Origin of the sequence: Paenibacillus sp. FSL K6-1230 (genome assembly GCF_038002385.1) — a bacterium.
GTDB classification, from domain to species: Bacteria; Bacillota; Bacilli; order Paenibacillales; family Paenibacillaceae; genus Paenibacillus; species Paenibacillus massiliensis.
On sequence record NZ_JBBOCK010000001.1, the window covers coordinates 2,409,627 to 2,434,660 of the forward strand.

Consider the following 25,034-nt stretch of genomic DNA (forward strand, 5'->3'; position numbering starts at 1 on the left):
AACCACTGTAGCATTAGGTCCATCCAGACGCTTGCCCACCAAGCGATTCTGAAGAAATTGTAACTACTTTCAGCGATTTCTGAAACTTTTTTGCAGGCAGGATCGTTTATGATTTGAAGAGAAGGGTAATGAACTTGTAAGACGCAGATGGCGGTGTCCATTCCCGTACCGTAAGGAGGAAGCAACATGATAAAAGCTACTGCAAAGCTGCTGATGTTCACATTAGTCTTAATATTTGTTACAGCAGGTGGAACTGCAGCCACAGGCTACGAACCAGTGCAGGCAGCAGATCAACAGGAGACAGTCTTCTTTAACGGATTACAGCGGAATGAGGATGGCACAGTCTATGTGCAGGCTGATCGGATTGAATGGTATGAGGGCGAGGCAGCACACGAGATCTTCCGGGAACGTGAAGGAGATTCGGAGATGACGGAGGCCCCTGATAATTATTATATCGTGAATGACCAGATTGAGAACGAGGAGCTGCCCATTGCAGCTGATGCCAAGGTCATCATGCAGATCTATGATCGCACAGGTCATTTGGAGGATGTACAGGTGAACTGGAATGAGGAAGTATCGCTGCAGACCTTCGTGGATGGCTTTGAGAATAAGGAGCGCCTGGATCTGGGTGACTTCCCGTATCATATCACGGTGGAGAACGGTCAAATTGTGAAGATCGTACAGCAGTTCATCCCATAACAAGTGTAGAATTATATTCAACAACATTGGGCTCAGCTGTACATGTACAAATAAAAGCTATAAGAAAAGGATGCTCCCAAGTCGATGGACTCTGGAAGCATCCTTTTTGATGCTGTCAGCACAAGTAGTGTGACTGCGGATGTATCGTTCATGATGTATCATCGTGCCAGCGGATGCAGTCAGATACATGGGCAAGAGCCGTTAAGACTCCCTAGCTCAATTAGAATTGAGCAGCAGCTTCACTAGCACGCTTCAAGGCATCAGCAACGATATCTTGAGCTTTGTCAGGTGTTGCGTTGTGACCTTCCAGAACAATCTTCGTAATGTCACGAACACCGAAGAAAGTAAGGATGTTGCTAACGAAGTTGAGGGACATTTCCCAGCTTGCCATAGGACCTTCGGAATAGAAGCCGCCTCTTGCATTCAGCAGAGCAACTTTAGTGTCCGTTACCAGACCTACAGGACCCTCAGCAGTGTATTTGAACGTTTTGCCTGCTTGGTTCAGGTAGTCGATGTAAGTATGCAGGACAGCAGGAATTGTCAGGTTCCACAGTGGGAATGCGAATACGACTTTGTCAGCAGCCAGGAATTGATCCAGGTAGCCATTAGCGATACCAGCCAGACGTGCTTCTTCAGCAGTCGCTTCGAATCCGTTAGCAGTTTTGTACAGACCACGGATCATGTTAGCATTCAGGTAAGGCAGCTCTACGCTGTGCAGGTCCAGCTCAGTTACTTCATCAGCTGGGTGGGAAGCCTTGTAGCTTTCCAGAAATGCGTTATACAATTTAACTGTTGCTGCTTCTTCAGCAGTACGGTCATTAGCTTTTACAAATAGAACTTTAGCCATGGATTTAATTCCTCCCAAGAGTTATTCTCAAGTGGAATATTACAGCATTAAGACAATTCAGTCAACATATTTTCACATAATATTTTTTATGGAGTTACTTTCTTTTTTATGGTGACTCATCATGCTTGGAAGTAAATACACATGCCTGAGGGCCAGCATACAATTATGTAGTAATCATGTTAGAATGATACAGGACCTAGATGAGCGTATGACATCAATTTTAAACAAATCAGGTGAATGATATGAGAGTAGCGCTGTTTGACTCAGGTATTGGCGGCTTGACCGTCCTGGATGAAGCTTTGTCTGTCCTACCTGGAGAGAATTACTTGTTTTATGCAGATACCCTGCATGTCCCTTATGGCAGTAAGCCAAAAGAGGAAGTTCGCAGGTATATTATGGAGTGTGCAGATCGAATTATGCAGGAGGATGTCAAGGCGCTTGTGGTGGCATGCAACACAGCTACCAGCATTGCGATCTCAGAGCTTCGTGCTCGATATCGGATTCCTGTCATCGGAATGGAGCCGGCTGTGAAGCCAGCTGTCGCATTGAGCCGCCCTCACGGCAAGCGAGTGCTTGTCATGGCTACCCCTTTGACACTAAGCCAGTCCAAATACACAGAATTGGTAGCAAGAGTTGACGACCAGGGCAGTGTGGATTCTCTTCCCTTGCCTGAGCTGGTGCAATATTGTGAGCAGCTGATATGGGACCGCGAGGTGATCGTGGATTATTTCACAACGAAGCTAGCATCCTTTGATCTGGACCAGTATGGTACGGTGGTGCTTGGCTGTACGCATTATCCCTACTATAGAAAGCTATTAGAAGAAATTTTACCACGACATATACACATCATTGATGGGAGTGAAGGGACTGTTAAGCGTCTGCAGAGCGTCCTACAGGAGAATCATTTGCTGGGGGCTTCCACTCACCCTGAAATTCGATATATGTGCTCAAGCGGGGATGAGCAATATGTAGAGAAGATGCAACAGGCGATTTCCTTTCTACGAAGCCGCAGAGGAATTCCGGCAGGGAACTAAGCAGGCAACAGGATTTAGGTAATCAAATGAGGTGATGGCGTGACGACCACGGTGCTATTCGATCTAGATAATACGCTTGCTAATCGCAGGCAGGCATTTGATAGCTTTACACGTCAATTCATTGAAGATTTCCTGGCTACCTCTGATATTGGCACTTCCAGTATGGACAACGAGGCTGCACTAATGGAGACGATCCGAATCGCTGACCGGAATGGATATAGAAGCAAGCGGGAGCTGTTTCAGGAGCTGCTTCAAACTTTGCCCTTCAAGGATGAACGAGTGACTGTACGTCAGTTGCTGGAATATTGGCATTCTGAATTTGTTCATCATACGACCATGATGGAAGGAGCAGAGGAGCTGCTGCTTGATCTTCATGCCCAAGGCTTCCGGTTAGGATTGATTACGAATGGCTCGGTCGCTATGCAGAATCGCAAGCTGGATCAGCTGCAGCTTCGAGCATATTTCGAGACGGTTATCGTGTCACAGGCGGTTCGGCTGGATAAGCCGGATCGTCGCATTTTTGAGCTAGCTTTACAGCGCATGAAGGTCTCCCCCCAGGAAACCTGGTATGTCGGAGATCATCCCGTCAACGATGTGCAGGGGGCAAGTCGGGCAGGTCTTCGGACAGTTTGGCTGGAGGGCTTTGAGGAGTGGCCCGATGAGATCATAGAGTGTCCACAGCACACGATTCGCCAATTGTCGGAGCTACATGCTTGGAACCAGTGGTAAAGAGGTGGAGGGTCAAGTGCGAATACCTGCTATGCAGCAACTGAGTGAGGCGGTAGACTGTTGAGAATGTACTACAGTTAATACTTTAGATTGTAGGGGGATCAGCTACAGATGAAAAAGGCAGGAGAATCAGGGGTGTGGCGGAAGAGGTTCATTTATGCAGCAGGTGTCGCTGCGACGATCGGACTGGGACTTGCTTCCCGCTATGATGGGCTGCACCTGCCTGCTGTGATCACGGCTCATGCAGGAGATGCGCTATGGGCTGTCATGATTTATTTTGGTGTAAGAGCACTGTGGCCACAAGGAAGCAGACGTCTCGCAGCCCTCATAGGGTTACTGTTCTGCTATGCGATCGAGGCTTCGCAGCTGCTCCAGCTGGATTGGCTCAATGCGATTCGCAGCACGACGCTTGGTGCATTGGTGCTGGGAAGGGGATTTCTCGTAATGGACCTGTTCCGTTATACGGCTGGAATTGGCCTAGCATACCTTCTCGATTGGCGACTGGGCCGATCTCAGAATGGATTTCAAAGGGCATTGCATAAAAATCACTCCCCTAAATGAAGTGCACATACATAACTGTGAAAAGGCTGTAAAGCAAGAAAGCAAGAAAGCTCAATAGCGAGCTCGAAAACAAGGTCCAAAACAAGGTCCAAAACAAGGTCCAAAATAACCTCCAAAACAACCTCCAAAAGAAGACGATAAAGCATGATTTAAAACGAGATGATAAACATGACCACAAAATGTTCACGTATTCGCCTCATGTAGCATGATAAAAGTCACTTTCCTAAAGAATAGAAAGCGCTATTATAAATCCATAAATGTTAACGTTAACATTTTAGCAAAATCAAAACCTCGGGAAAGGATTGATAAGCAATGTCCGTCTCCTTCTTGCGTGACAATTTCCTGCTGAACAGCGAGACTGCCGTCCAGCTGTACCACCAATATGCCAAGCATATGCCGATCATGGACTATCATTGTCACTTGAATCCGCAGGAAATCTATGAGAACAAGAGCTTTAAGAATATTACAGAGGCCTGGTTATATGGCGATCACTATAAATGGCGGGTAATGCGTGCCAATGGGGTCGAGGAGAAATACATTACGGGTGATGCGGAGGATTTTGACAAATTTATGGCGTGGGCCAAAACCGTTCCTACCCTGATCGGCAATCCGCTGTATCACTGGACACATTTGGAGCTTCAGCGCTTTTTCGATGTACATGAACTGCTTAATGAGCAGACAGCTCCTGCAATCTGGGAAAAGGTGAATGCCCAGCTGCAGGGCCCGGGCTTCGGTGCACGCGATCTCATCACCAAATCGGGCGTGACTGTAGTCTGTACAACGGATGACCCGACGGATCTTCTGGAGGAGCATAAGCAGATCGCCAAGCTGAAGGATTTTGACACAGCTGTCCTGCCAAGCTTCCGTCCGGATAAAGGGCTGGAGCTTAACCGTTCTACCTTCCGTCCATGGATCGATAAGCTAGGCGAGGTATCTGGCATTGATGTGACGGAATATAGCGGCTTGCTGCGTGCTCTTGAGAGCAGAGTAGAGTATTTCCACAGCGTCGGCTGTCGCGTATCGGATCATGCTTTGGACGTCTTGCTGTATGCCCCTGCTACACTGGAGGAAGTATCGGCTATCTATGCCAAGGCACTCCAAGAAGGCCAGGTTACATTGGAGGAAGAGGCCAAGTATAAAAGCTTTACGTTAATTCATCTTGGACAATTGTACGCTCAGCGTGGCTGGGCAATGCAATACCACATTCATGCCTTGCGGAATAACAACACGGCGATGTTCCGCAGATTGGGCCCTGACACCGGTTATGATTCTATTAATGATGGAAGTATCGCTTCGGCGCTCGCGGCTTTGTTGGACGGAATGGACGCAACAGGCAATCTTCCGAAAACCATTCTTTATTCCTTGAACCCGGTAGATTATCCGGTGCTTGCAAGTGTGGCTGGGAGCTTCCAGGCTGGTGGGACCGCAGGAAAAATCCAATTCGGCACCGCTTGGTGGTTCAATGACCACAAGGAAGGCATGCTGGAGCAGATGAAGCTCCTGGCAAGCATGGGTGTGCTCTCTCGCTTCATTGGCATGCTGACAGATTCTCGCAGCTTCCTGTCGTATACGCGACATGAGTATTTCCGACGTCTGCTTTGCGATCTGATCGGGGATTGGGCTGAGCATGGCGAGGCGCCGAATGATCTTGAGCTACTGGGTGGCATTGTCCAGGATATTTGCTATAGCAATGCGGAGAAATATTTTGCTTTTCCAGCAGTCGTACCGATGAAATAGATCACAGAGACTTCAATAGGGCTTAGGTGGTCTGAAGTGTGTCTGTGGGATATTCTAGGTGAGTTAGTGTATAGAATAAGCGAGTTCGTTGATGGGCTAAGAAAGCTAAATTAGAATCATAACAAACTGCGAGTCTGTCAGATATGACGCTGGGTGCAGCAGAAAGGATAGAGTAATGGCGGCGACAATCAAGGATATTGCCAAATTGGCTAATGTGTCACATACGACGGTGTCCCGAGCACTTAATGGCAGTCCGCTTATCAAAGAGGAGACCCGCCGCCGTATTCTCGACCTGGCCAGCCAGTTGAACTACATTCCGGACTATAATGCCCGCAGCCTCGTGCTGCGAAGGTCCTATAGCATTGGACTGTTTTTCACGAGTATTTCCAAGGGGACCTCGTCAAGCTTCTTCGCAGATACGATTCGGGGCGTGAACAGTGTCATCGGTGTTGATTACAATCTGCTTGTCCGAGGTATTGACGAATATGATGATTATTCTTCCATTCATCGGAAGCGATTTGACGGTATGATACTGATGAGCCAGAGCGAGACGGACAATCCCTTCGTGTATCATGTCATCCGGGAGGGTATTCCATTAATCATCCTGAACCGTCAGATGAGCGGTCATGGAATTGTGAATGTACTGTCCAATGACAAAGAAGGGGCATACACGGCAACACTGGAGTTGATTCGCATGGGGCATTCGCGTATCGCACTGATCGAGGGGGTGGAGGGATTCAAGTCGACCCAGGAGCGGAGGGACGGCTTCCTGAACGCCTTGATGGATCATGATCTACCTGTTCGTGGCGAATACATTGTCAGAGGTGATTACACCATGACAGGCGGCAGCTATGCGATGGAGCAACTGCTAGTACTCAGGGAACCACCGACCGCGGTATTCTGTTCCAATGATGATATGGCGATCGGTGCAATGAATGCCATTTTCCAGCAGGGATTGCAGGTCCCTGGAGATGTGTCTGTGGTCGGCTTCGATGATATTGGCTTTTCCCGCTACACTACACCTGCGTTAACAACAGTGAAGCGCCCGATTGAGCAGATCAGCGCCAGAGGAGCCGAGTATATCCTCAGTCTGATGAATGCTACCTCCTGTAAGGAGGAGCAGGTCCTGCTGAGCACCCAACTCGTTACACGTGGTTCTGTCTCAGCGCCCCATACATGATAGAGAGAATAGAATGCGGGCCCCTGACTGCATATAGAGGATGGAGCAATTCATATGGGGATGAGAATACAGAGCCGACAGAGATTCATTTCTGTAAGTTGAAAGCGTGTGCGTATAAGGAAAGGATTCTGCGTTAGTGTATCCATGCTTACGAAGAAATCTGTTGACGATTAGACATAATTGTGGAAAAAAACAAATAACATTGTGATTTTTATCACTTTTGTTAACGTGTGCATTTATTAAACTAAAACCATAAAGCGACTAGGAGGGTTCATCCAATGCAAAATTTAAGCAGAGCGTCCAGTCCATCCGCTGTCAGACACACAGAGAAGGTCATTCAATTCGGTGAAGGTAATTTCATGCGTGCATTCGTGGACTGGCAGATCCACGAGTTGAACAAGAAGGCAGATTGGGATGGCGGTGTCGTCATCGTGCAGCCACTGGCAGGCGGGCTGGCAGATTTGTTGAATTCGCAAGATGGACTGTATACGACATACATGGAAGGAATAAAAGACGGTAAGGCTGTTCGTGAGCACACGTTAGTGGATTGTGTGACACGGGTGATCAATCCTTATGCTGAAATTGAAGCCTATGAGGATTTAGCACGCCAGCCTGAACTGCGGTTCATTGTATCCAATACGACCGAAGCGGGGATTGCCTTTGCACCTGAGGATCGTCTTGAGGATAAGCCACAGAGCAGCTACCCGGGCAAGCTGACAGCGCTGCTGTATCGTCGCTATCTGGCGTTCAATGGTGCAGCTGACAAGGGCTTTATCATTATCCCGTGTGAACTCATCGACAGAAATGGAGATGAGCTTAAGAAGATCGTGCTCCAGTATGCACAGCTGTGGTCTCTGGAGGAAGACTTCGTCAAATGGCTGCATGAAGCCAATACGTTCTGCTGCAGTCTGGTAGACCGTATCGTGCCAGGGTATCCGCGTGACCGTATGGAGGAAATTACTGAGGAACTGGGTTACAAGGATCAGCTTGTCGTGGTGACAGAGCAATTCCATCTGTGGGTCATTGAAGGTCCGCAATTCATCAAGGAAGAGTTCCCTGCTCATCTGGCTGGTCTGAATGTGCTGGTCGTAGATGATATGACTCCTTATCGTACCCGCAAGGTACGCATTCTGAACGGGGCGCACACGGCACTGACGCCTGTGGCATATCTGTACGGGCTGGATACGGTGCGTGATGCCGTTGAGCATAACGTGGTGGGTCCTTACGTTCAGGCACTGATTGATGAGGAAATTATTCCTACACTGGATTTGCCAGAGAGTGAGCTACGAGAGTTCGCGGATGCTGTGCTGGAGCGTTTCCGTAACCCTTACGTACGCCATTATCTGATGAGCATCTCCTTGAATTCCATCTCGAAGTTCAAGACTAGAGACTTGCCTACGCTGCTGCGTTATGTGGAGGATCGTGGGCAATTGCCAGAGAAGCTGGTGTTCGCATTCGCTTCCCTGCTCTATTTCTACAAGGGAGACCGCAACGGTCAGGTTATTGAATTGGCAGATAATGAAGATATACTGGAAGCTTTCCGCGAGCTATGGCGTGGATATGACGGAACCCCGGCTTCCCTGCGTGTCTTGACGAAGCAAGTGCTGAGTCGTGAAGACTGGTGGGGGCAGGATCTGAACGAGATTGACGGGCTTACCGAGCAACTGACTGGATATCTGAACAAGCTGAGCCTGGAAGGAATGACTTCGACGCTGGATAAGCTGATGGATAGACATATGAATAAAATTAGCCAGTAAAGCACGTAGGTCAGGGAGGAGCCACACATGCAGGAATTCATCAAGATACATGAACGAGACAATGTAGCAGTTGCATTAAGAGATTATCAGCAGGGAGAGAAGCTCCCTATTGGGAATGCAGAGCTTGAGCTGCTGGAGCCTGTAGCAAGAGGCCACAAGATTGCATTGATTCCGATCGCTAAGGGAAGCCATGTACTCAAATATGGTTATCCGATCGGCCATGCATTGCAGGATATTGTGCCAGGTCAGCATGTGCATACTCACAATACGAAGACTAATCTGACCGGGGTGGAGGAATACAAGTACGAGCCAAGGCTGGAAGAGAATCCATACCAGCTGGAAAAACGGACCTTCATGGGCTACCGAAGAAAAGACGGGAACGTGGGTATCCGTAACGAGCTGTGGATTGTGCCTACAGTGGGCTGTGTCAATGGCGTGGCCGAGCTGATCTTGAACCGCTTCAAAGCGGAGGTGGGTGACATTGCGCCGTTCGAAAATGCGCTTGTGCTGAAGCATAATTACGGCTGCTCCCAGCTAGGAGATGATCACGTCCATACGCGGACGATTCTGGCTGATGCAGTCAAGCATCCGAACGCGGCTGGCGTACTGGTACTGGGATTAGGCTGTGAAAATAACAGCATGGGCGAGTTCCAGGAAGCCATCGGAACGTACGATGAGTCTCGTGTAAAATTCCTGCTATCGCAGGAAGTGGGAGACGAGGTGACCGAAGGAGTCCGTCTGCTGAAGGAGATCTTCGCAGAGGTGCAGCAGGATCGGCGTGAGCCTGTTCCATTGTCCGAGCTGAAGATTGGTCTCAAATGTGGAGGGTCAGATGGACTTTCGGGTATTACAGCGAATCCATTGCTCGGTCAGTTATCGGACTACATGGCTGCTCAAGGCGGAACGACTGTGCTGACGGAAGTGCCAGAGATGTTCGGCGCAGAGACGATCCTGATGGAGCGTGCTGCGAACGAAGAGGTATTTCATAAAATCGTGCATCTCATTAATGACTTCAAGCAATATTTCCTGGATTACAAACAGCCAGTATATGAGAATCCTTCCCCGGGTAACAAAGCGGGTGGCATCACAACGCTGGAGGATAAGTCTCTAGGCTGTACACAAAAGTCGGGCAACTCAGCGGTCATGGATGTGATTCCGTATGGAGACCGACTTACGACCAAGGGGCTGAACTTGCTGAGCGCTCCAGGGAATGATCTGGTAGCTTCATCAGCTTTGGCAGCTGCTGGCTGTCAGCTCGTCATCTTCACGACAGGACGCGGTACGCCGTTCGGTGCCTTTGTACCGACGATGAAGGTGTCAACGAACTCGGCGCTGTATCGCTCGAAGCCGCACTGGATTGATTTTAACGCAGGCTCCCTGGTTGAAGATGTCAGTATGAAGGATGGCCTGAATGCATTCATCGATTATATTATCGAAGTGGCTAGCGGGGAATGGGTCAATAACGAGAAGAATGAGTTCCGCGAGATTGCTATATTCAAAAACGGCGTTACCCTATAAGATTCGCTAGGAAGAAGGGTATGCAGTGAGCTTTTGAATAAGTTTTTGAAAAAGCCTTTGAAAAAGCCTTTGAAAAAGCTTATGTGTTAAGTTTATAGAATAATTATAGCTTTTTTATAGCTTATTATTTAACTTGTCTTTTAACCTATGATTGAAATGGTTATTCGAATTGTTATTGTAGACTGTTGTTAACAGGTCTGTATTAGTTGGTATTATAGCTTGAATAGTGTTGTCATTGAATCTCAAGACTCCTGCCGCCCCCAGTCGGTCAGGAGTCTTGTTGCTGTCATCCAGAGGGGAATGGACGATGTAAGATAAGTGAAGATGTGCACATGTGTGCATACTGCTGCATCCTAGATATGGAAATAGGAGACATAGCTCTGAAATGTACTGTTTTACAAGGGAAATATGATAAATATCATAAAAGGGTATTGCATTTATATAGGATATATGTTTTATAATGAGGTGTAGCTGATTATAAAATGTTCACGTTAACATAATCTTGTTTACCAGAAAGGAATGTATCTCATGGCAAAAGCATTTCTGAATGAGGATTTTCTGCTCAACTCACCCACAGCTGTCAAGCTGTATCATCAGTACGCCAAGGATATGCCGATTGTGGATTATCATTGTCACTTGAGCCCGCAGGAGATTTATGAGAACAAGACCTTCAAGAACATTACTGAGGCGTGGCTGTACGGCGATCATTATAAATGGAGAGTTATGCGCGCAAATGGAGTTGAAGAACGCCTAATTACGGGAGATGGAGACGACTACGATAAATTCATGGCATGGGCCAAAACCGTACCTCAGCTCATCGGCAACCCGTTATATCATTGGACGCACCTGGAGCTGCAGCGTTTTTTTGGTGTAACAGAGCTTCTGAATGAGAAGAATGCGCCAGTCATCTGGGAGCAGGTGAATGCACAGCTGCAGGGAGAGGGCTTCGGTGCACGTGACCTGATTACCAAATCCAAAGTGAAGGTGGTCTGCACGACGGATGATCCTGTAGATGATCTGGATTATCATACGAAGATCAGCCAGCTTCCGAATTTTGAGACAGCGGTGCTGCCAAGCTTCCGTCCCGACAAGGGCCTGGAAATCAATCGTACTACATTCCGCCCTTGGGTAACGAAGCTGTCGGAGGCAGCGAAGCAAGAGATTACGAATTATGGACAGTTTTTGAAAGCGCTTGAATCTCGTGTTCGCTTTTTCCATTCCATTGGCTGTCGTGTGTCAGACCATGCTCTGGATACGCTCGGATACGAGCATGCATCGCTGGAGGAAGTATCGGAGATTTTCCTTAAAGCGTTGGAGCAAGGTCAGATCAGCGCAGAGGAAGAAGCGAAGCACAAGTCCTATACACTGGTCTTCTTAGGTCAGCTCTACGCCGAGCTCGATTGGGCGATGCAATTCCATATTCACGCTCTGCGTAATAACAACACAGCAGCATTCCGCAAATTGGGGCCGGATACCGGATACGATTCCATCAATGATGGTCCAATTGCCGAGCCGCTTATGAAGCTGTTGGATGCGCTGGAGCAGGCAAGTGGCCTGCCAAGAACGATTCTGTACTCCTTGAACCCAACTGATTATCATGTACTGGCTAGCGTTGCTGGCAGCTTCCAGTCTGGTGGAGTCAAGGGCAAGATTCAGTTCGGTACAGCTTGGTGGTTCAATGATCATAAGGAAGGTATGCTGGAGCAGATGAAGATTCTCGCCAATCTTGGTGTCCTGCCACGCTTCATCGGAATGCTAACGGATTCCCGTAGCTTCTTGTCCTATACACGTCACGAATACTTCCGTCGTATCCTGTGTGATCTGGTTGGAACGTGGGTAGAAGAAGGTGAGGCACCTGCGGATGATGAGCTGCTGGAAGAGCTGATTCGGGGGATTTGCTATTATAATGCTGTGGAATACTTCCGCTTCCCGGCACTGGTTAAGCAGTAACAGGAACATAACTGGTCAGGCGGGAAGCTTCTTGCGGGGCCAATCAACACATTTATAGTAATAATATGAGCTAACATAGCAATTTGTGTGCTGATACGCTGTCCGCAAACGAGCGGGTATGCTATGCTTGATTACAAAGATGTCCATGGTCATCTTATGGAAGAAGCATAAGGAAGGTATGAATATGGCAGCGACCATCAAGGATATCGCCAGATTGGCGAATGTATCCCATACAACAGTGTCCAGAGCACTGAACAATAGCCCGCTAATTAAAGAAGTAACGAAGCGCAAAATTATGGAGATCGCCGAGCAATTGAATTATATTCCGAATGTGAATGCCAAGAGCCTTGTGCTGCAGCGCTCACATACGGTTGGGTTGTTTTTTACCAGCATATCTAAAGGTACATCCTCCAGCTTTTTCGCGGACACAATTCGTGGCATTAACAGCATCATTGACGTGAATTATAACCTGTTCGTGCGGGGGATTGATGATTATGAGAGCTACTCCTCGATTCATCGCAAGCGTTTTGATGGAATTCTGCTGATGAGCCAAAGTGAGGCAGATAATGCGTTCATCTATCATGTACTGCAGCAGGAGATTCCAATCGTCGTCATGAACCGTCATGTAGCCGATCCGGGAATCGTCAATATCGTACCTAATGATAAAGAAGGCGTGCGCGATGCTGTCCGGCATCTGATTGACCAAGGGCATGAGCGCATCGCACTTATTGAAGGTGTGGAAGGCTTCATGTCCACCCTGCAGCGGAAAGAAGGCTTCATGCAAGCCATGATTGAGCATCATCTGCCGATCCGTTCCGATTATATGGTGCAGGGGCGATATGATCACGAAAGCGGAAGTCGTGCAATGAAGGAACTGCTAAGTCTGGAGGAGCCGCCGACAGCTGTGTTTTGCTCGAATGACGATATGGCAATCGGTGCCATGAATGCGGCCTTCGAGTCAGGGAAGCGGGTGCCTGATGATGTATCCATCGTAGGCTTCGACGATATCGGGTACTCCCTGTATACGACACCTGCTTTGACAACGGTAAAACGACCTATTGAGGAGATAAGCTCACTCGGAGCAAAGCGGATGATGAACCGGATGGAATCCGGCGCTCAGGCGGGCGAGCTGATCTATGTAGATACGCGCTTCATAGAGCGACGTTCGACAGCACCATTATGGACGCGATAATTAAGTGAACCTGGGGCGAATCACTATCCTGGTCTTGGTGGAAAATGATTCTTCCAGACATTTGGTGACACTTCAGAAGCGCTCGTGTGCATGTAAGCGACTCAAAAGTATAGACAGTCCACGATTCCCCAGCTAAGATACGGGGGAGTCTGGACTACGTGAAAATGTTAACGTGTGCAATAAATTGCGAATATTTTCGTATTAGCAACAAACGTAATGAGTTACCAAACATACCTGGGAGGGGTTCAACAATGGAGAGGCTTGTCAGAAGCAGTGAAGCATCCTCCGACTTGGTGGAACGAGTGATCCAGTTCGGTGATGGGAATTTTATGCGCGGCTTTGCCGAATGGCATATTGATGTGATGAATGAACGTCTGGGCTGGAATACAGGTGTAGTTGTACTGCAAGCCAGGGCAGAAGGAACGTCAGCTGAAGGCCTTAATGAGCAGGGGGGAGTATACACCTTACAGTTGGAAGGTATTCAGCATGGGGAGGAAGTAAGAGAGCAACGTGTCATTGAGTGTATTACGCGGGGAATGAATCCTCACCGTCAATACGAAGCCTTCATGCAGTTGGCGGACAGCCCCGACATCCGCTTTGTCTTATCCAATACTACGGAATCGGGCATTGTCTACGATCCGGATGATCGACTGGAGGACCAGCCTCAGCGCAGCTTCCCGGGCAAGCTGGCGGCTCTCCTGTATCGTCGCTATCAGACGTTCCAGGCAGACCCCTCAAAGGGCTGGATCATCGTTCCTTGTGAGCTGATCGAGCGCAATGGGGAGATTTTGCGGGACATTATCGTGCAGCATGCCCATCGGTGGGGACTGGAGGAAGGATTTCTTCACTGGCTGAAGGAAGCCAATACGTTCTGCAACAGTCTGGTGGATCGAATTGTTCCGGGGTATCCGAAGGATCGGGCAGCTGAGCTTCAGCAGCAACTAGGGTACCAGGACCCCTTCATGATTGTAGGCGAGCCTTATCATCTATGGGTCATTGAAGGACCAGAGTATGTGCGTGCGGAATTTCCAGCCCATCTGGCGAAGCTGAACCTTCTTGTTGTGGACGATCTGAAGCCTTATCGAGAGCAAAAGGTTCGCATCCTGAATGGAGCGCATACAGCCCTGACTCCAGTAGCCTATCTAAGCGGTCTGGAGACGGTTCGAGAGGCGGTTGAGGACCCTGAGGTGGGCGCTTATATCCGGAATTTGATTCACCGTGAGATTATTCCGACGCTTGATCTGTCTGAGCAGGCATTGAAAAGCTTTGCAGAGGATGTTATAGATCGTTTCCGCAATCCTTTCATCAAGCACTACGTGATGAGCATTGCGCTCAATTCCTTTTCCAAATTCAGAACCCGGAATCTCCCGGTTCTTCTGGAGTATCATGCTAAGCACAATGAGCTCCCCTCAGCTACGGTCTTTGCCCTAGCGGCATTACTGGTCATGTATAAAGGAAGAAGAGGGGCAGAGAAAATTGAGCTCTCCGATAACCCGGTCATTCTGCAGGAGCTACAGGATATGTGGCGCGATTGCACCTGCACGAGAGAAGAGCTGGGCATTCTTGCAAGGGCTGTACTGCAGCACGAGGATTGGTGGGGACAGGATCTGACCGGGATAGCGGGTTTGGTGGATCAGCTGGCAGATCAAATGTTCATTATGGAAACACATGGAATGAAAGAGGCGCTAAGACAGCAAATATACGCTGTTAGCGGATCTCAACCATATGGAGGCGAACAGCATGCTTGAATTTATCAAAATTCATGAACGTGATAACGTAGTTGTAGCCCTGCGTGATTATGTCAAGGGGGAGGCCATTCATGTGGATGGCCAGGATACTGTGCTGCTGGAGGATGTGCCACGCGGTCACAAGATTGCGCTGTCGCGCATTGCTGAGGGAGAGAATGTACTGAAGTACGGGTATCCGATTGGTCATGCTACGCAAACGATTGAAGTCGGAGAGCATATTCATACCCAGAATGCGCGTACGAACCTGACCGGAGTGGAGTCCTATTCATATGAGCCTAGACTTCAGCCCAACGAGTTCGAGCTGGAGAACCTTACTTTTGAAGGCTATGTACGCAAAAATGGCAATGTCGGTATTCGTAATGAGCTCTGGATTGTGCCTACTGTAGGCTGTGTGAACGGTGTAGCTGAAATGATTATTAACCGCTTTAAGGAGGAGGCAGGAAGCATAGCTCCTTTTGAAAGCACCCTCGTGCTCAAGCATAACTACGGTTGCTCTCAGCTGGGGGATGATCATGTGATGACTCGTACCATTCTGGCCGACGCCGTACAGCATCCAAATGCTGGCGGGGTATTGGTGCTGGGCCTGGGCTGTGAAAATAACAGCATGGAGGATTTCAAGCAAGCGATTGGCGAATATGATCCTGCACGAGTAAAATTCCTCCTATCCCAAGAGGTCGGGGATGAAGTCGAGGCCGGTGTGGCTCTGCTGCATGAGCTACATCGTGAAGCCAGCCAGGATCGTCGGGAGACGGTGCCGCTGTCAGAGCTGAAGATTGGACTGAAATGTGGCGGATCGGATGGCTTATCTGGCATTACGGCGAATCCACTCGTAGGCAAACTGTCAGATTATATGGCCGCTCAGGGCGGGACGACTGTACTGACTGAGGTGCCAGAGATGTTCGGCGCAGAGACGATTCTGATGGAACGTGCAGCGGACGAAGTTGTGTTTCACAAAATTGTGGACTTGATCAATAACTTCAAGCAATATTTCCTGGATTACAAGCAGCCAGTATATGAGAATCCTTCACCAGGCAATAAGGCTGGTGGCATTACGACTTTGGAGGACAAATCACTAGGCTGTACGCAAAAATCAGGTATCTCGGCTGTCAATGATGTGATCCACTATGGCGAACGTCTTCAGACTAAGGGACTGAACCTGCTGAGTGCGCCGGGTAATGATCTGGTGGCCTCTTCAGCACTTGCTGCATCCGGCTGTCAGCTGGTCATCTTCACGACAGGTCGAGGCACGCCGTTCGGCTCCTTCGTACCGACGATGAAGGTATCTACCAATTCGCCACTCTATCAGTCGAAGCCACACTGGATTGATTTTAATGCGGGTAGTCTGGTAGATGGTGCAAGTATGGAGGATACCTTGAAGGAATTCGTACAATATATCATTGAGGTAGCGAGCGGCAAGCAAGTTAACAACGAGAAGAATCAGTTCCGTGAGCTGGCGATCTTCAAGAACGGGGTAACGCTGTAAGAGGTCTTGATATCTTGTTATGGCATAATAGGAGATAGTAAAAGCAGGTCTGATGAGAGAGTATGCACTGGATGGTACCAGGGTGTCTCGATGTCAGCCTGCTTTTTTTGTACTAACGGATCATAGTAATTGGAGGGTGTCCAATTTGATAGAAAAAAGGAAAAGCATGGTCTATTATGGTAGTAGTGGTAGATGTGAGGAATCTTTAAAATTTGATCATTTGGAGGGTGTGCGATGGCAAGAACAACAGCTGATATGGTGGAGGAATTTGCGAGATTCAGCGCATACGTAGAGCGATTGAAGGCACTTGAGGAGAGCTACTGGACCATTCCCTTGGAAGAGGGGAAATGGAGTCTGAAGGATGTCATCAGTCATATGATGCTGTGGGACAAATACTTTTATGAGGAGGGCATTCACAAGATCACGTTGGGAGAGGCTGTTACTGTTCGTAGTCTCAATTTTGATGAATTTAATGCTGATGCGGTCCGCTACGCACAAAACAAGACCAGAGCGGGCATTGTGGATGAGTTCTGTGTGATGCGGCAGCGCATTATTGCTGAAATCTCGGGACTGACTGAGGAGGCCTATACTCGGAAGTATAAGAGTGGAGACGGGAAGACATTTGCTATACGCGGCTATTTGCAGGGCTTCATTCCCCATGACAAGCATCATCGCAAGCAGATTCAGAGGTTCATCAAGAACGTGTTTGATCTGTAGCTGCAGGGATGGAAATGTGCGAGCTACATGGCATAATTAGCGTTACACTATGAATAGTTATGGTCAATGATTCAACTACAACGTCCACATCCTGTTCAAAACAACGATCCCACGCAATGGAGGTCCAAGCGTCGATGAACATTCAATTCAACTCCCCTGCCCAGAACTGGGTAGAGGCATTACCCATTGGAAATGGCAAACTTGGCGGTATGGTATTTGGAGGAGTAGAACGAGAGCGCATTGCCTTGAATGAAGACACGCTCTGGTCAGGATACCCCCGTGAATGGAATAATCCAGTCGCACAAGAGCTTCTCCCCAGAATGAGAGAGCTCGTGTCTCAGCAGAAATATGCCGAAGCGGATGAGCTAAGTAAGCAGATGATGGGACCCTACACTCAATCCTATCTGCCCTTTGGCGACTTGCATATCTGGATGGAGCATGGACCTCTGGACAGCAACCAGCTATATCAGCGAAGACTTGATATCAGCACAGGAATTGTAAGCGTTACCTATCAGGTGGGTGAAGTTCAATATTCACGTGAGGTGCTGGCGTCCTATCCGGATCAAGCACTGGTGGTTCGACTGACAGCAAGCAAGCCGGGTCAGCTCAGCTTTCGTGCCAGCTTGGAGAGCCAGCTCCGGGCCCAAACGGCTGTGGAAGGAGAGGAGCTTACGTTATTTGGGGTAGCTCCAGAGTATGTTGCGCCTAATTATTACGATGTGGAGCATCCCGTTCGCTATGGTGAGGCAGCAACCACGAAAGCTCTGCATTTTCACGGCAGACTGGCCGCCGTACTGGATGGGGGCTCACTACAGGCTGATGAGGATGGCTTGCATATCAGCGGTGCATCCGAGGCCGTGCTGTATTTCAGTGCTGCGACCTCCTTCGATCCGATCCTGGGTGCAAGCAACAGGAGCCGTGATCCTCGTCGCCTCACGGCTGAAGCGATTAGAGCAGTGTGCATCAGGAAATACGAGGAGGTCCGTAAGCGTCATCTGGAGGATCACCGTCGGTTATTTGACCGGGTAGAGCTGCATTTGGGAGAAAGCATCGCTCCTGCGAATTTACCAACAGACCAGCGGATTGTCGAATATGGAAGCGACGATCTTGGTCTGGTGGAGCTGCTGTTCCACTATGGCCGTTACCTGCTAATTGCCAGCTCCCGTCCCGGTACGACACCAGCCAATCTGCAAGGTCTATGGAACGAAGAGCTGCGGGCTCCTTGGAGCAGTAATTACACGCTCAATATTAATGCGGAGATGAATTATTGGCCTGCGGAGAGCTGCAACCTGTCAGAGCTGCACGAGCCGTTGCTTGAGTTCATTGGACGGCTGGCTGTGAATGGACGAGAGACAGCCCGGATCAATTACGGAGCAAAGGGCTGGGTTGCCCACCACAATGCCGATCTGTGGGGGCAGACGGCACCTGTGGGAGAATACGGAGACGGAGACCCGATCTGGGTGCTGTGGCCGATGGGTGGTGTGTGGCTTACTCAGCATTTGTGGGAGCACTATGCATTCGGGGGAGATGAAGCTTATCTGCGGGATCAGGCATATCCGTTGATGAAGGAAGCGGCATGGTTCTGTCTCGATTGGCTAGTTATGAATAAGGAGGGCTTCTGGGTGACATCCCCTTCCACATCACCTGAGCATAAATTCGTGGCTGAAGATGGCTATCATGCTATTAGTGAAGCTACGACGATGGATATATCCTTGATTAGGGAGCTATTCGACAACTGTATTCAAGCCGCCGAGCTATTGGGGATAGATGGTGATTTTGTAGAGGTTCTGCGTGAGAAAAAAAAGGGAATCCTGCCCTTGCGTATCGGTCGCCAGAAGCAGCTTCAGGAATGGAGCCTTGATTTTAAGGATGAGGATGTCCATCATCGACATGTCTCACATCTTGTAGGTATCTACCCTGGCAGGCTGATCACAGGTAGCTCGGCTCCTGAACTGTTCAAGGCGGCTAGAACCTCACTTGAGCTAAGGGGCGATGGGGGAACAGGCTGGAGCCTCGGCTGGAAAATGGGCCTGTGGGCCAGATTTCGCGAGGGGAACCGAGCGGAGCAGCTGATCTCCAATCTGCTGACACTTGTTAAGGATGGCGAATCCGGTCAACGGGGAGGAGTCTATGCGAATCTGTTCGATGCTCATCCTCCATTCCAGATCGATGGTAACTTTGCTGCGACATCAGGGATTGCAGAGATGCTGCTCCAATCCCATCAAGACTACTTGGAGTTCCTTCCTGCGCTGCCTGATCGCTGGGAGTCAGGCTTTGTAAGAGGACTCAGAGCTCGGGGAGGCTTCGAGGTCAGCTTGAACTGGCAGGATGGAGCTATACGTGAAGCTGAAGTCATATCAGATATGGGAAGAGGATGTGTGGTCCTAACCGATACTCCAATGCAGGTTCGTGAAGACGGCCTCTTGATTCCTTTGACACCTGTCGGGGAAAGACTGTTATCATTTCCGACGAAGGCAGGCTCAAGATATATCCTGAAATTCGACATGCAGCAGCCATCCAACGCCTGAATGTACCTTGAACAATTATGGGGTGTCTTGATCCTATAAGGTAACCAGAAGCCTTGAATCGCACTTTCTGCAATGACCATTGGATGTCCTATATGGGGAAGCCAATCCATTGTAGGAGGTGTTTTTTTCATACTAACTGCTGGTAGGCTTCAGATAGTAGAGACAGTTGAATTTGTATCACTAGCGATAATTATAGTTCTCAATTACTTGCTTATAAAAGCCGTAAATATAGTTAGGGGCGATTATGCCCGGCTAATTACAAGGAGGAATGACAGCATGAGAATAACTTGGACAGCCTTATTAGCGTGCATACTGGTGTTGGGTATGACAGCAGGAACCGCTACAGCTAAGCAGGGACGCGGAAACGATCAGAAGAGCGGACAAGAAGCTGTATCGTCGAAAACAAATGGGAACGAAAAGAAACAAGAAAATCAGAGTAAGAACCTGGACCGGGGTAAAGGCCAAGCCCAAAACGACAAGATTAAGACTGGCAAGAATGGCGAAAATAATAAACAAAGCAAAGCAGTAGAAGACAGCGAAGCCATTCCTGCTACTGTAACGGAAGATACCTACGGAGAGTCCACAGACCCAAAAAGACAAAATGGACCAAACGGATATAAGGGACTCCTTAAGGCTGTAGAAAATACGAAAGATAAGCCTGCGGGAACGGTTATTGCGAATCTGCTTCTAACGAAATACCCTGATCGGCTGAACTCGGAGCAGATTGCTCAACTGGAAACACTCCTTGATTCAAGAGAGGCTCTAACGGAGGCTGCTGAACTGTTGGCTGCGGACGGAAGTGTTACAGATGCCGTGTACATGCAGGAGGAAGCGTTGCTAGCTGATGTGTCCCATCTGGACAGCTATAAAAGATTAGGTGCGCTCTTCAAAAAAGCCGGGAGACCAGATGGAATGAGGCTGTTTGTTAACGGTGAGGAGCACGAAGCGAAGCCAATTAATCACAATGGCACGACACTTGTCCCGCTACGTGCTGCTTCGGAGGCGTTGGATGCGCAAGTATCCTGGAACGCTAAGGAGAAATCAGTAACCGTGATCCGTGACGGGATGAACGTCAAACTGCAGATCAACAGTAAAAAAGCGTATATCAATAACGAGCTGTATACTTTGAATCAGTCGGCAGCGGTGATTGATGGCACCACAGTTGTCCCATTGCGAGTAATTGGAGAAGCCCTGGGAGCGACCGTTAAATGGGAGCCTGAAAGCCAATCTGTCGTGGTGTATGAGGAGCCTGCTGCTCAATAATCACTTTACTGAACTTCTATATAGCTGCAATCCAAACGAGCAAAGCAGACGTAGTCACGCATAGAGGATAAGCTTAACCGCTAACCTCCACAACTGTGGGGGTTATTTTGTTTAATTTCAATTTTTCAATCGAGGAACCGTTGGGGTATCGTAAATGCTATAATTATTTTGTATACTTAATTCATATCCTTAAATGGATCGCGAATGATCGACTTTATGTTTCAAGTGTTTATACCTTGTGTAAGTAAGTAGGGTTTGGTGTAACGAATACTTCGCTATTAGTCGCAGCAGAGGGGAGGTTTCAGAAATGATCGTATATGAGACAGCGGATGCTTTTGTACTTACGGAGCAGCACGATCATGCCGGAATCTCCGGAGAAGTTGTTGCCCACTGGAAAAATGAACACCTGTATAACCCCGATACCAAAGACGAATTGCAGCTGGCGGCGACCGAGCATGATCGTGGCTGGATCAATTTGGATGCGGCCCCTTTCTGGAATGATGCTTCCACAGCACCTTATTCCTTCAAGGATTTTCCCCTAAGGCCACGTTATGTATTTTACAGACTTGGTATTCAAGAAGTAGAACAACGTTCCCCTTATGCAGCTCTCTTATGTAGTCTGATGTACACCGAACTGTTCGAACGAATTCAGATTCCTGATCCGCAGGATGAAGCGGCGAATCGTGCATTTCTAGATGGAGAGGTGCAGCGCCGTACCCGTCTCTATGAGCAACTGGGAGATACACCTTCCTTACGTCAACGGGCTGAAGTGGAATTACACATGCTGCTGTTCTGTGACGAGCTAAGTCTGTTCGTATGTCTCGCCGAACCTGGTACACCGAGCTCCGAATACGAATGGTTCGCAGATGGGCTACATCACCCTTCTCCCGGACCTGGTGAGGAGCGAATGCGTGTCAGCTGGACATCTGAAAATTCTATTGAGTTAGATACAGATGCCTTGCTGCCGAATGCCTCAGTTACTCATACTTATCGTAAAGTCTATAAGAAGGCCATTCGTGAGCATGGACTATACTCAGCATTTCATCATGCTCCACCTCAACATCGAACAATTACCTTACATGGCAAGGATTAAGCTCCTATTTCCCTTTAGCTACTTCGCTATAATGTTGCAGCTATAAGCTGCAAGGATAACCTCTATGGATGACCTCCATGGGCCTGACGGCTCATGTGAGGTATCGCATATAACGAACTCCCCCTGGAATGACACCAAGGGGAGCCGCATGTCTCCTGTTTGTACTCGTCAGCTACATCTACTGCCAGCTGAATTCGCGCCAATTCATCCTACCTGATTCTACCCTTGCTCTTCATGAATGATTGCACCTGATGCATCACCTTGTCGCGGGCATCCTTATTCCTCATTAGATATGTGGCTCCAAGTCCCAATGCTGCAAACAACAGTTTTCTTTTTCCCATGGGAATTTTCCTCCTTAGTCTATCGTTAGTGGACTGTACTTACCCTTTTCAACATAAGAATGATACACACACTGTTACCCTTTTTCTTAGGTCACTAATCTCCATTGCATTACTCATGCCAGATGGATCAGGTGCATACCATTGTGTACATATCTTCGTGTACATATTGTGCGTGAAGCATGCATGCCATCGCCTAGCTCCCACATCTTATGTTTCCTGCCAGCCTGAATTCTTACTCTTATCCTGATGAAGCGGTCGAGCTGAAAGTCGTTCATTGACGTACCCTGAGCGTATCGCAAGTGGTATGGAACAGGTGCATTATGCCGAGTTTTTTTAGAAGGAGGAGCTTGCTATGCAGAAGAAAGAAGTGCTGGCCATGCTGTTAGCCGGAGGCCAAGGAAAACGACTCAAGGGATTGACCAGAACATTAGCCAAGCCAGCGGTTTATTTTGGCGGTACGTACCGGATTATTGATTTCCCACTTAGCAATTGCTCCCACTCAGGCATTGATACGGTGGGGGTACTGACCCAATATGAGCCACTTGTGCTTCATTCCTACATCGGGGTCGGCAGTGATTGGGATCTGGATCGGTTAAATGGGGGCGTCTATGTGCTTCCGCCGCACGAACGTGAAGATGGGAGCAGTTGGTACCGCGGCACCGCCGATGCCATTTACCGCAATCTGAATTTCATTGATCAGTTCAATCCTGAGCATGTACTTATCCTATCTGGCGACCATATCTACAAGATGGATTACAGTACTATGCTTGCCTATCATCGAGAAAAAAATGCAGACTGCACTATCTCTGTCATTGATGTCTCGATTGAGGAGGCTCGTCGCTTCGGTATTCTGAACACCGATGATCAGTTGCGGATCTATGAATTTGAGGAGAAGCCGAGTCAGCCGAAGAGCACACTGGCGTCGATGGGTATTTATTTCTTCAAGTGGAAGGTACTGCGCGAATATCTGATTGCCAGTGCGCTTGATCATGGGAGCTCTCATGATTTTGGCAAGGATATTATTCCTCTGATGCTGAGCAAAGGCCGTACCATGTATGCTTACCCCTTCAAGGGATACTGGAAGGATGTCGGCACGATCCAAAGTCTGTGGGAATCCAATATGGATCTGCTGGAGAAGGACCCGCCCCTGCAGCTGAATGATCCGAATTGGCGCATCTTCACTCGCAGCCCGAATCAACCAGCGCAGTATGTATCGGATCAGGCTGTCGTCACAAACTGCATCATTAACGAGGGCTGCATCGTTCACGGTGAGGTGAAGCATTCCGTTCTGTTCTATGGGGTAGAGATCGGGGAGGGGAGCCGAATTACCGATTCGGTGATTATGCCGAATGTCAGGATCGGACGCAATGTGCAGATTCACCGTGCGATTATTAGTGAGAATGTCGTCATCCCGGATAATACGATTATTGGGAACAACAGTAAACAGGAGGATATTGTGCTCGTGGAACACGGATCAGAGGTGCTGTCTGCGCAGATCACACTGTAATACTGGAACCATTTGTGATGAATAAGGAGGGTGAGTTTATGAATCAGCTAATTGGTGTAATCAATCTTGATTATGAACTGGATCTTCTGAAAGAGCTGACTTACTTCCGCTGCGGCGCTGCTGTGCCGTTCGCCGGTAGATATAGGCTGATCGACTTCACCTTGTCCAATATGATGTATGCCGGCATCAAGGATACAGCCTTGTTCATTCGCCGGAAGTATCGTTCCCTATTGGATCACCTGGGAGATGGTCGCCCATGGGATCTGGATCGCAAAGTGGGAGGTATGTTCATCCTGCCGCCAGATTGGAATGACCCGACAGATACCTCGCTTGGTGATCTCCAGCATGTGCATAATAATCTGGACTTCTTCAACCGCTCTTCCGGCCGTACGCTGGTTCATGCGGGAACTCAGCATATCAATAAGGTCGATATTCTGGATGCCTACCGTTTTCACCAGGAGAAAGGTGCCGATGTCACTCTGGTGTACCGTCAGGTGAGACAGCTACAGCCGGAGTATGCGACATGCACCCGATTGGATGTAGATGAGCAAGGCAGAGTAATGGAGATTCACCATGAGCAGGATCACCACAATATCTATATGGAAATGTTCATTATGGACAAAAAGCTCTATCTGGAGCAGGTGGAGCGTTGTATTGCCCATGGAGAAAGCCATTTCTTCAAGGCCGCCATTCAGAAAAATCCGGGTAAGCTGAGAATCTATGGGTATCGCTATGAGGGTTATCATGCGGTGGTGAATTCGGTGGAAAGCTACTTCAAGAACAGCATGCAGCTGCTGGAGCAAGAGCAATATAAAGCCTTGTTCAAGGAAAACCCGGCCCACACCAAAATTAAATATGAACCGCCCACCCAGTATCAGGATGGAGCCAAGGTAGCCAACTCCCTCGTGGCCAACGGCTGCATGATCGGTGGCACCGTAGAGAATAGCATTATCTTCCGCGGGGTAAAGATTCATGAGGGCGCACGGGTCACCAATTCGATCATCATGCAGAAATGCGTTATTGAAGCGGGAGCCGTAATTGATAATGTCATTCTTGACAAGGATGTGCGACTAAGCCAGGGCAGAACACTGATTGGCGATGCCCGCAAGCCTTATGTGATTGCCAAAAACATTCATTTATAACCGGAGGG

The 25,034-nt window shown here is 48.6% G+C and carries 20 protein-coding genes; 18 read left to right on the forward strand and 2 right to left on the reverse strand.

Going from position 1 to position 25,034, the window contains the following annotated elements; genetic code table 11:
- Positions 1 to 186: 186 nt before the first annotated feature.
- The gene (locus MKX74_RS10635; RefSeq protein WP_341178320.1) at positions 187 to 699 is read left to right on the forward strand and encodes a hypothetical protein; all 513 of its coding nucleotides are present in this window, start codon (positions 187 to 189) and stop codon (positions 697 to 699) included.
- A gap of 220 nt (positions 700 to 919) precedes the next feature.
- Here the strand turns inward: MKX74_RS10635 and MKX74_RS10640 are convergent, their stop codons facing one another.
- A complete protein-coding gene (locus MKX74_RS10640; RefSeq protein ID WP_018883244.1) occupies positions 920 to 1,546 on the reverse strand; it encodes an FMN-dependent NADH-azoreductase in 627 nt (208 codons plus the stop codon).
- A 242-nt stretch (positions 1,547 to 1,788) separates the two neighbouring features.
- Between MKX74_RS10640 and murI the strand changes: the two genes are divergently transcribed.
- The 15 genes from murI (at position 1,789) to MKX74_RS10715 (ending at position 22,036) form a co-directional block, all read left to right on the forward strand.
- Positions 1,789 to 2,580: a glutamate racemase gene (gene murI, locus MKX74_RS10645; RefSeq protein WP_341178321.1), complete on the forward strand. Its 792-nt coding sequence runs from the start codon at positions 1,789 to 1,791 to the stop codon at positions 2,578 to 2,580.
- A gap of 39 nt (positions 2,581 to 2,619) precedes the next feature.
- Positions 2,620 to 3,309, forward strand: a complete 690-nt coding sequence (locus tag MKX74_RS10650) for an HAD family hydrolase (RefSeq protein ID WP_341178322.1) — start codon at positions 2,620 to 2,622, stop codon at positions 3,307 to 3,309.
- Between the two features lie 111 nt (positions 3,310 to 3,420).
- Positions 3,421 to 3,870, forward strand: a complete 450-nt coding sequence (locus MKX74_RS10655; protein WP_341178323.1) for a ribosomal maturation YjgA family protein — start codon at positions 3,421 to 3,423, stop codon at positions 3,868 to 3,870.
- A gap of 312 nt (positions 3,871 to 4,182) precedes the next feature.
- Positions 4,183 to 5,607, forward strand: a complete 1,425-nt coding sequence (gene uxaC / locus MKX74_RS10660; protein WP_341178324.1) for a glucuronate isomerase — start codon at positions 4,183 to 4,185, stop codon at positions 5,605 to 5,607.
- A gap of 175 nt (positions 5,608 to 5,782) precedes the next feature.
- On the forward strand, positions 5,783 to 6,787 hold the full coding sequence (locus MKX74_RS10665) for a LacI family DNA-binding transcriptional regulator (RefSeq protein WP_341178325.1): 1,005 nt from the start codon (positions 5,783 to 5,785) through the stop codon (positions 6,785 to 6,787).
- A gap of 278 nt (positions 6,788 to 7,065) precedes the next feature.
- Positions 7,066 to 8,544, forward strand: a complete 1,479-nt coding sequence (locus MKX74_RS10670) for a tagaturonate reductase (protein ID WP_341178326.1) — start codon at positions 7,066 to 7,068, stop codon at positions 8,542 to 8,544.
- A gap of 27 nt (positions 8,545 to 8,571) precedes the next feature.
- Entirely contained in the window at positions 8,572 to 10,062 is a 1,491-nt protein-coding gene (locus tag MKX74_RS10675) for a UxaA family hydrolase (protein ID WP_341178327.1), read from the forward strand.
- 528 nt (positions 10,063 to 10,590) lie between these two features.
- The gene (uxaC, locus tag MKX74_RS10680; RefSeq protein ID WP_341178328.1) at positions 10,591 to 12,012 is read left to right on the forward strand and encodes a glucuronate isomerase; all 1,422 of its coding nucleotides are present in this window, start codon (positions 10,591 to 10,593) and stop codon (positions 12,010 to 12,012) included.
- 184 nt (positions 12,013 to 12,196) lie between these two features.
- Positions 12,197 to 13,204 (forward strand): LacI family DNA-binding transcriptional regulator, encoded by a 1,008-nt coding sequence (locus tag MKX74_RS10685; RefSeq protein ID WP_018883235.1) that lies wholly within the window; start codon positions 12,197 to 12,199, stop codon positions 13,202 to 13,204.
- A 251-nt stretch (positions 13,205 to 13,455) separates the two neighbouring features.
- Positions 13,456 to 14,952: a tagaturonate reductase gene (locus tag MKX74_RS10690; RefSeq protein WP_341178329.1), complete on the forward strand. Its 1,497-nt coding sequence runs from the start codon at positions 13,456 to 13,458 to the stop codon at positions 14,950 to 14,952.
- The gene (locus MKX74_RS10695; protein ID WP_018883233.1) at positions 14,945 to 16,435 is read left to right on the forward strand and encodes a UxaA family hydrolase; all 1,491 of its coding nucleotides are present in this window, start codon (positions 14,945 to 14,947) and stop codon (positions 16,433 to 16,435) included. The genes MKX74_RS10690 and MKX74_RS10695 overlap by 8 nt, the downstream gene beginning before the upstream one ends.
- 234 nt (positions 16,436 to 16,669) lie before the next feature.
- Positions 16,670 to 17,152 (forward strand): DinB family protein, encoded by a 483-nt coding sequence (locus tag MKX74_RS10700; protein WP_341178330.1) that lies wholly within the window; start codon positions 16,670 to 16,672, stop codon positions 17,150 to 17,152.
- Positions 17,153 to 17,286: 134 nt separating this feature from the next.
- A complete protein-coding gene (locus MKX74_RS10705) occupies positions 17,287 to 19,680 on the forward strand; it encodes a glycoside hydrolase family 95 protein (RefSeq protein WP_341178331.1) in 2,394 nt (797 codons plus the stop codon).
- Positions 19,681 to 19,956: 276 nt separating this feature from the next.
- Positions 19,957 to 20,943, forward strand: coding sequence for a copper amine oxidase N-terminal domain-containing protein (locus MKX74_RS10710; RefSeq protein WP_341178332.1), 987 nt, complete (start codon positions 19,957 to 19,959; stop codon positions 20,941 to 20,943).
- A gap of 307 nt (positions 20,944 to 21,250) precedes the next feature.
- Entirely contained in the window at positions 21,251 to 22,036 is a 786-nt protein-coding gene (locus MKX74_RS10715) for a DUF3891 family protein (protein WP_341178333.1), read from the forward strand.
- A gap of 209 nt (positions 22,037 to 22,245) precedes the next feature.
- Here MKX74_RS10715 and MKX74_RS10720 read toward each other — a convergent pair whose 3' ends face one another.
- Positions 22,246 to 22,377, reverse strand: coding sequence for a hypothetical protein (locus tag MKX74_RS10720; RefSeq protein WP_018883228.1), 132 nt, complete (start codon positions 22,375 to 22,377; stop codon positions 22,246 to 22,248).
- A gap of 352 nt (positions 22,378 to 22,729) precedes the next feature.
- On the opposite strand from MKX74_RS10720, the gene MKX74_RS10725 reads away from it, so the two are divergent.
- Both MKX74_RS10725 and glgD read left to right on the forward strand, forming a co-directional pair.
- Positions 22,730 to 23,884: a glucose-1-phosphate adenylyltransferase gene (locus MKX74_RS10725; protein WP_341178334.1), complete on the forward strand. Its 1,155-nt coding sequence runs from the start codon at positions 22,730 to 22,732 to the stop codon at positions 23,882 to 23,884.
- A 38-nt stretch (positions 23,885 to 23,922) separates the two neighbouring features.
- Positions 23,923 to 25,026 (forward strand): glucose-1-phosphate adenylyltransferase subunit GlgD, encoded by a 1,104-nt coding sequence (gene glgD, locus MKX74_RS10730; RefSeq protein WP_341178335.1) that lies wholly within the window; start codon positions 23,923 to 23,925, stop codon positions 25,024 to 25,026.
- Positions 25,027 to 25,034: the final 8 nt, after the last annotated feature.

Coding starts and splice junctions, on each gene's coding strand:
- MKX74_RS10635 (WP_341178320.1), top strand. CDS start 187: ATGATAAAAGCTACTGCAAAGCTGCTGATGTTCACATTAGTCTTAATA.
- MKX74_RS10665 (WP_341178325.1), top strand. CDS start 5,783: ATGGCGGCGACAATCAAGGATATTGCCAAATTGGCTAATGTGTCACAT.
- MKX74_RS10685 (WP_018883235.1), top strand. CDS start 12,197: ATGGCAGCGACCATCAAGGATATCGCCAGATTGGCGAATGTATCCCAT.
- MKX74_RS10655 (WP_341178323.1), top strand. CDS start 3,421: ATGAAAAAGGCAGGAGAATCAGGGGTGTGGCGGAAGAGGTTCATTTAT.
- MKX74_RS10720 (WP_018883228.1), bottom strand. CDS start 22,377: ATGGGAAAAAGAAAACTGTTGTTTGCAGCATTGGGACTTGGAGCCACA.
- uxaC (WP_341178324.1), top strand. CDS start 4,183: ATGTCCGTCTCCTTCTTGCGTGACAATTTCCTGCTGAACAGCGAGACT.
- uxaC (WP_341178328.1), top strand. CDS start 10,591: ATGGCAAAAGCATTTCTGAATGAGGATTTTCTGCTCAACTCACCCACA.
- MKX74_RS10640 (WP_018883244.1), bottom strand. CDS start 1,546: ATGGCTAAAGTTCTATTTGTAAAAGCTAATGACCGTACTGCTGAAGAA.
- MKX74_RS10670 (WP_341178326.1), top strand. CDS start 7,066: ATGCAAAATTTAAGCAGAGCGTCCAGTCCATCCGCTGTCAGACACACA.
- MKX74_RS10705 (WP_341178331.1), top strand. CDS start 17,287: ATGAACATTCAATTCAACTCCCCTGCCCAGAACTGGGTAGAGGCATTA.
- glgD (WP_341178335.1), top strand. CDS start 23,923: ATGAATCAGCTAATTGGTGTAATCAATCTTGATTATGAACTGGATCTT.
- MKX74_RS10675 (WP_341178327.1), top strand. CDS start 8,572: ATGCAGGAATTCATCAAGATACATGAACGAGACAATGTAGCAGTTGCA.
- MKX74_RS10725 (WP_341178334.1), top strand. CDS start 22,730: ATGCAGAAGAAAGAAGTGCTGGCCATGCTGTTAGCCGGAGGCCAAGGA.
- MKX74_RS10715 (WP_341178333.1), top strand. CDS start 21,251: ATGATCGTATATGAGACAGCGGATGCTTTTGTACTTACGGAGCAGCAC.
- MKX74_RS10710 (WP_341178332.1), top strand. CDS start 19,957: ATGAGAATAACTTGGACAGCCTTATTAGCGTGCATACTGGTGTTGGGT.
- MKX74_RS10695 (WP_018883233.1), top strand. CDS start 14,945: ATGCTTGAATTTATCAAAATTCATGAACGTGATAACGTAGTTGTAGCC.
- murI (WP_341178321.1), top strand. CDS start 1,789: ATGAGAGTAGCGCTGTTTGACTCAGGTATTGGCGGCTTGACCGTCCTG.
- MKX74_RS10700 (WP_341178330.1), top strand. CDS start 16,670: ATGGCAAGAACAACAGCTGATATGGTGGAGGAATTTGCGAGATTCAGC.
- MKX74_RS10690 (WP_341178329.1), top strand. CDS start 13,456: ATGGAGAGGCTTGTCAGAAGCAGTGAAGCATCCTCCGACTTGGTGGAA.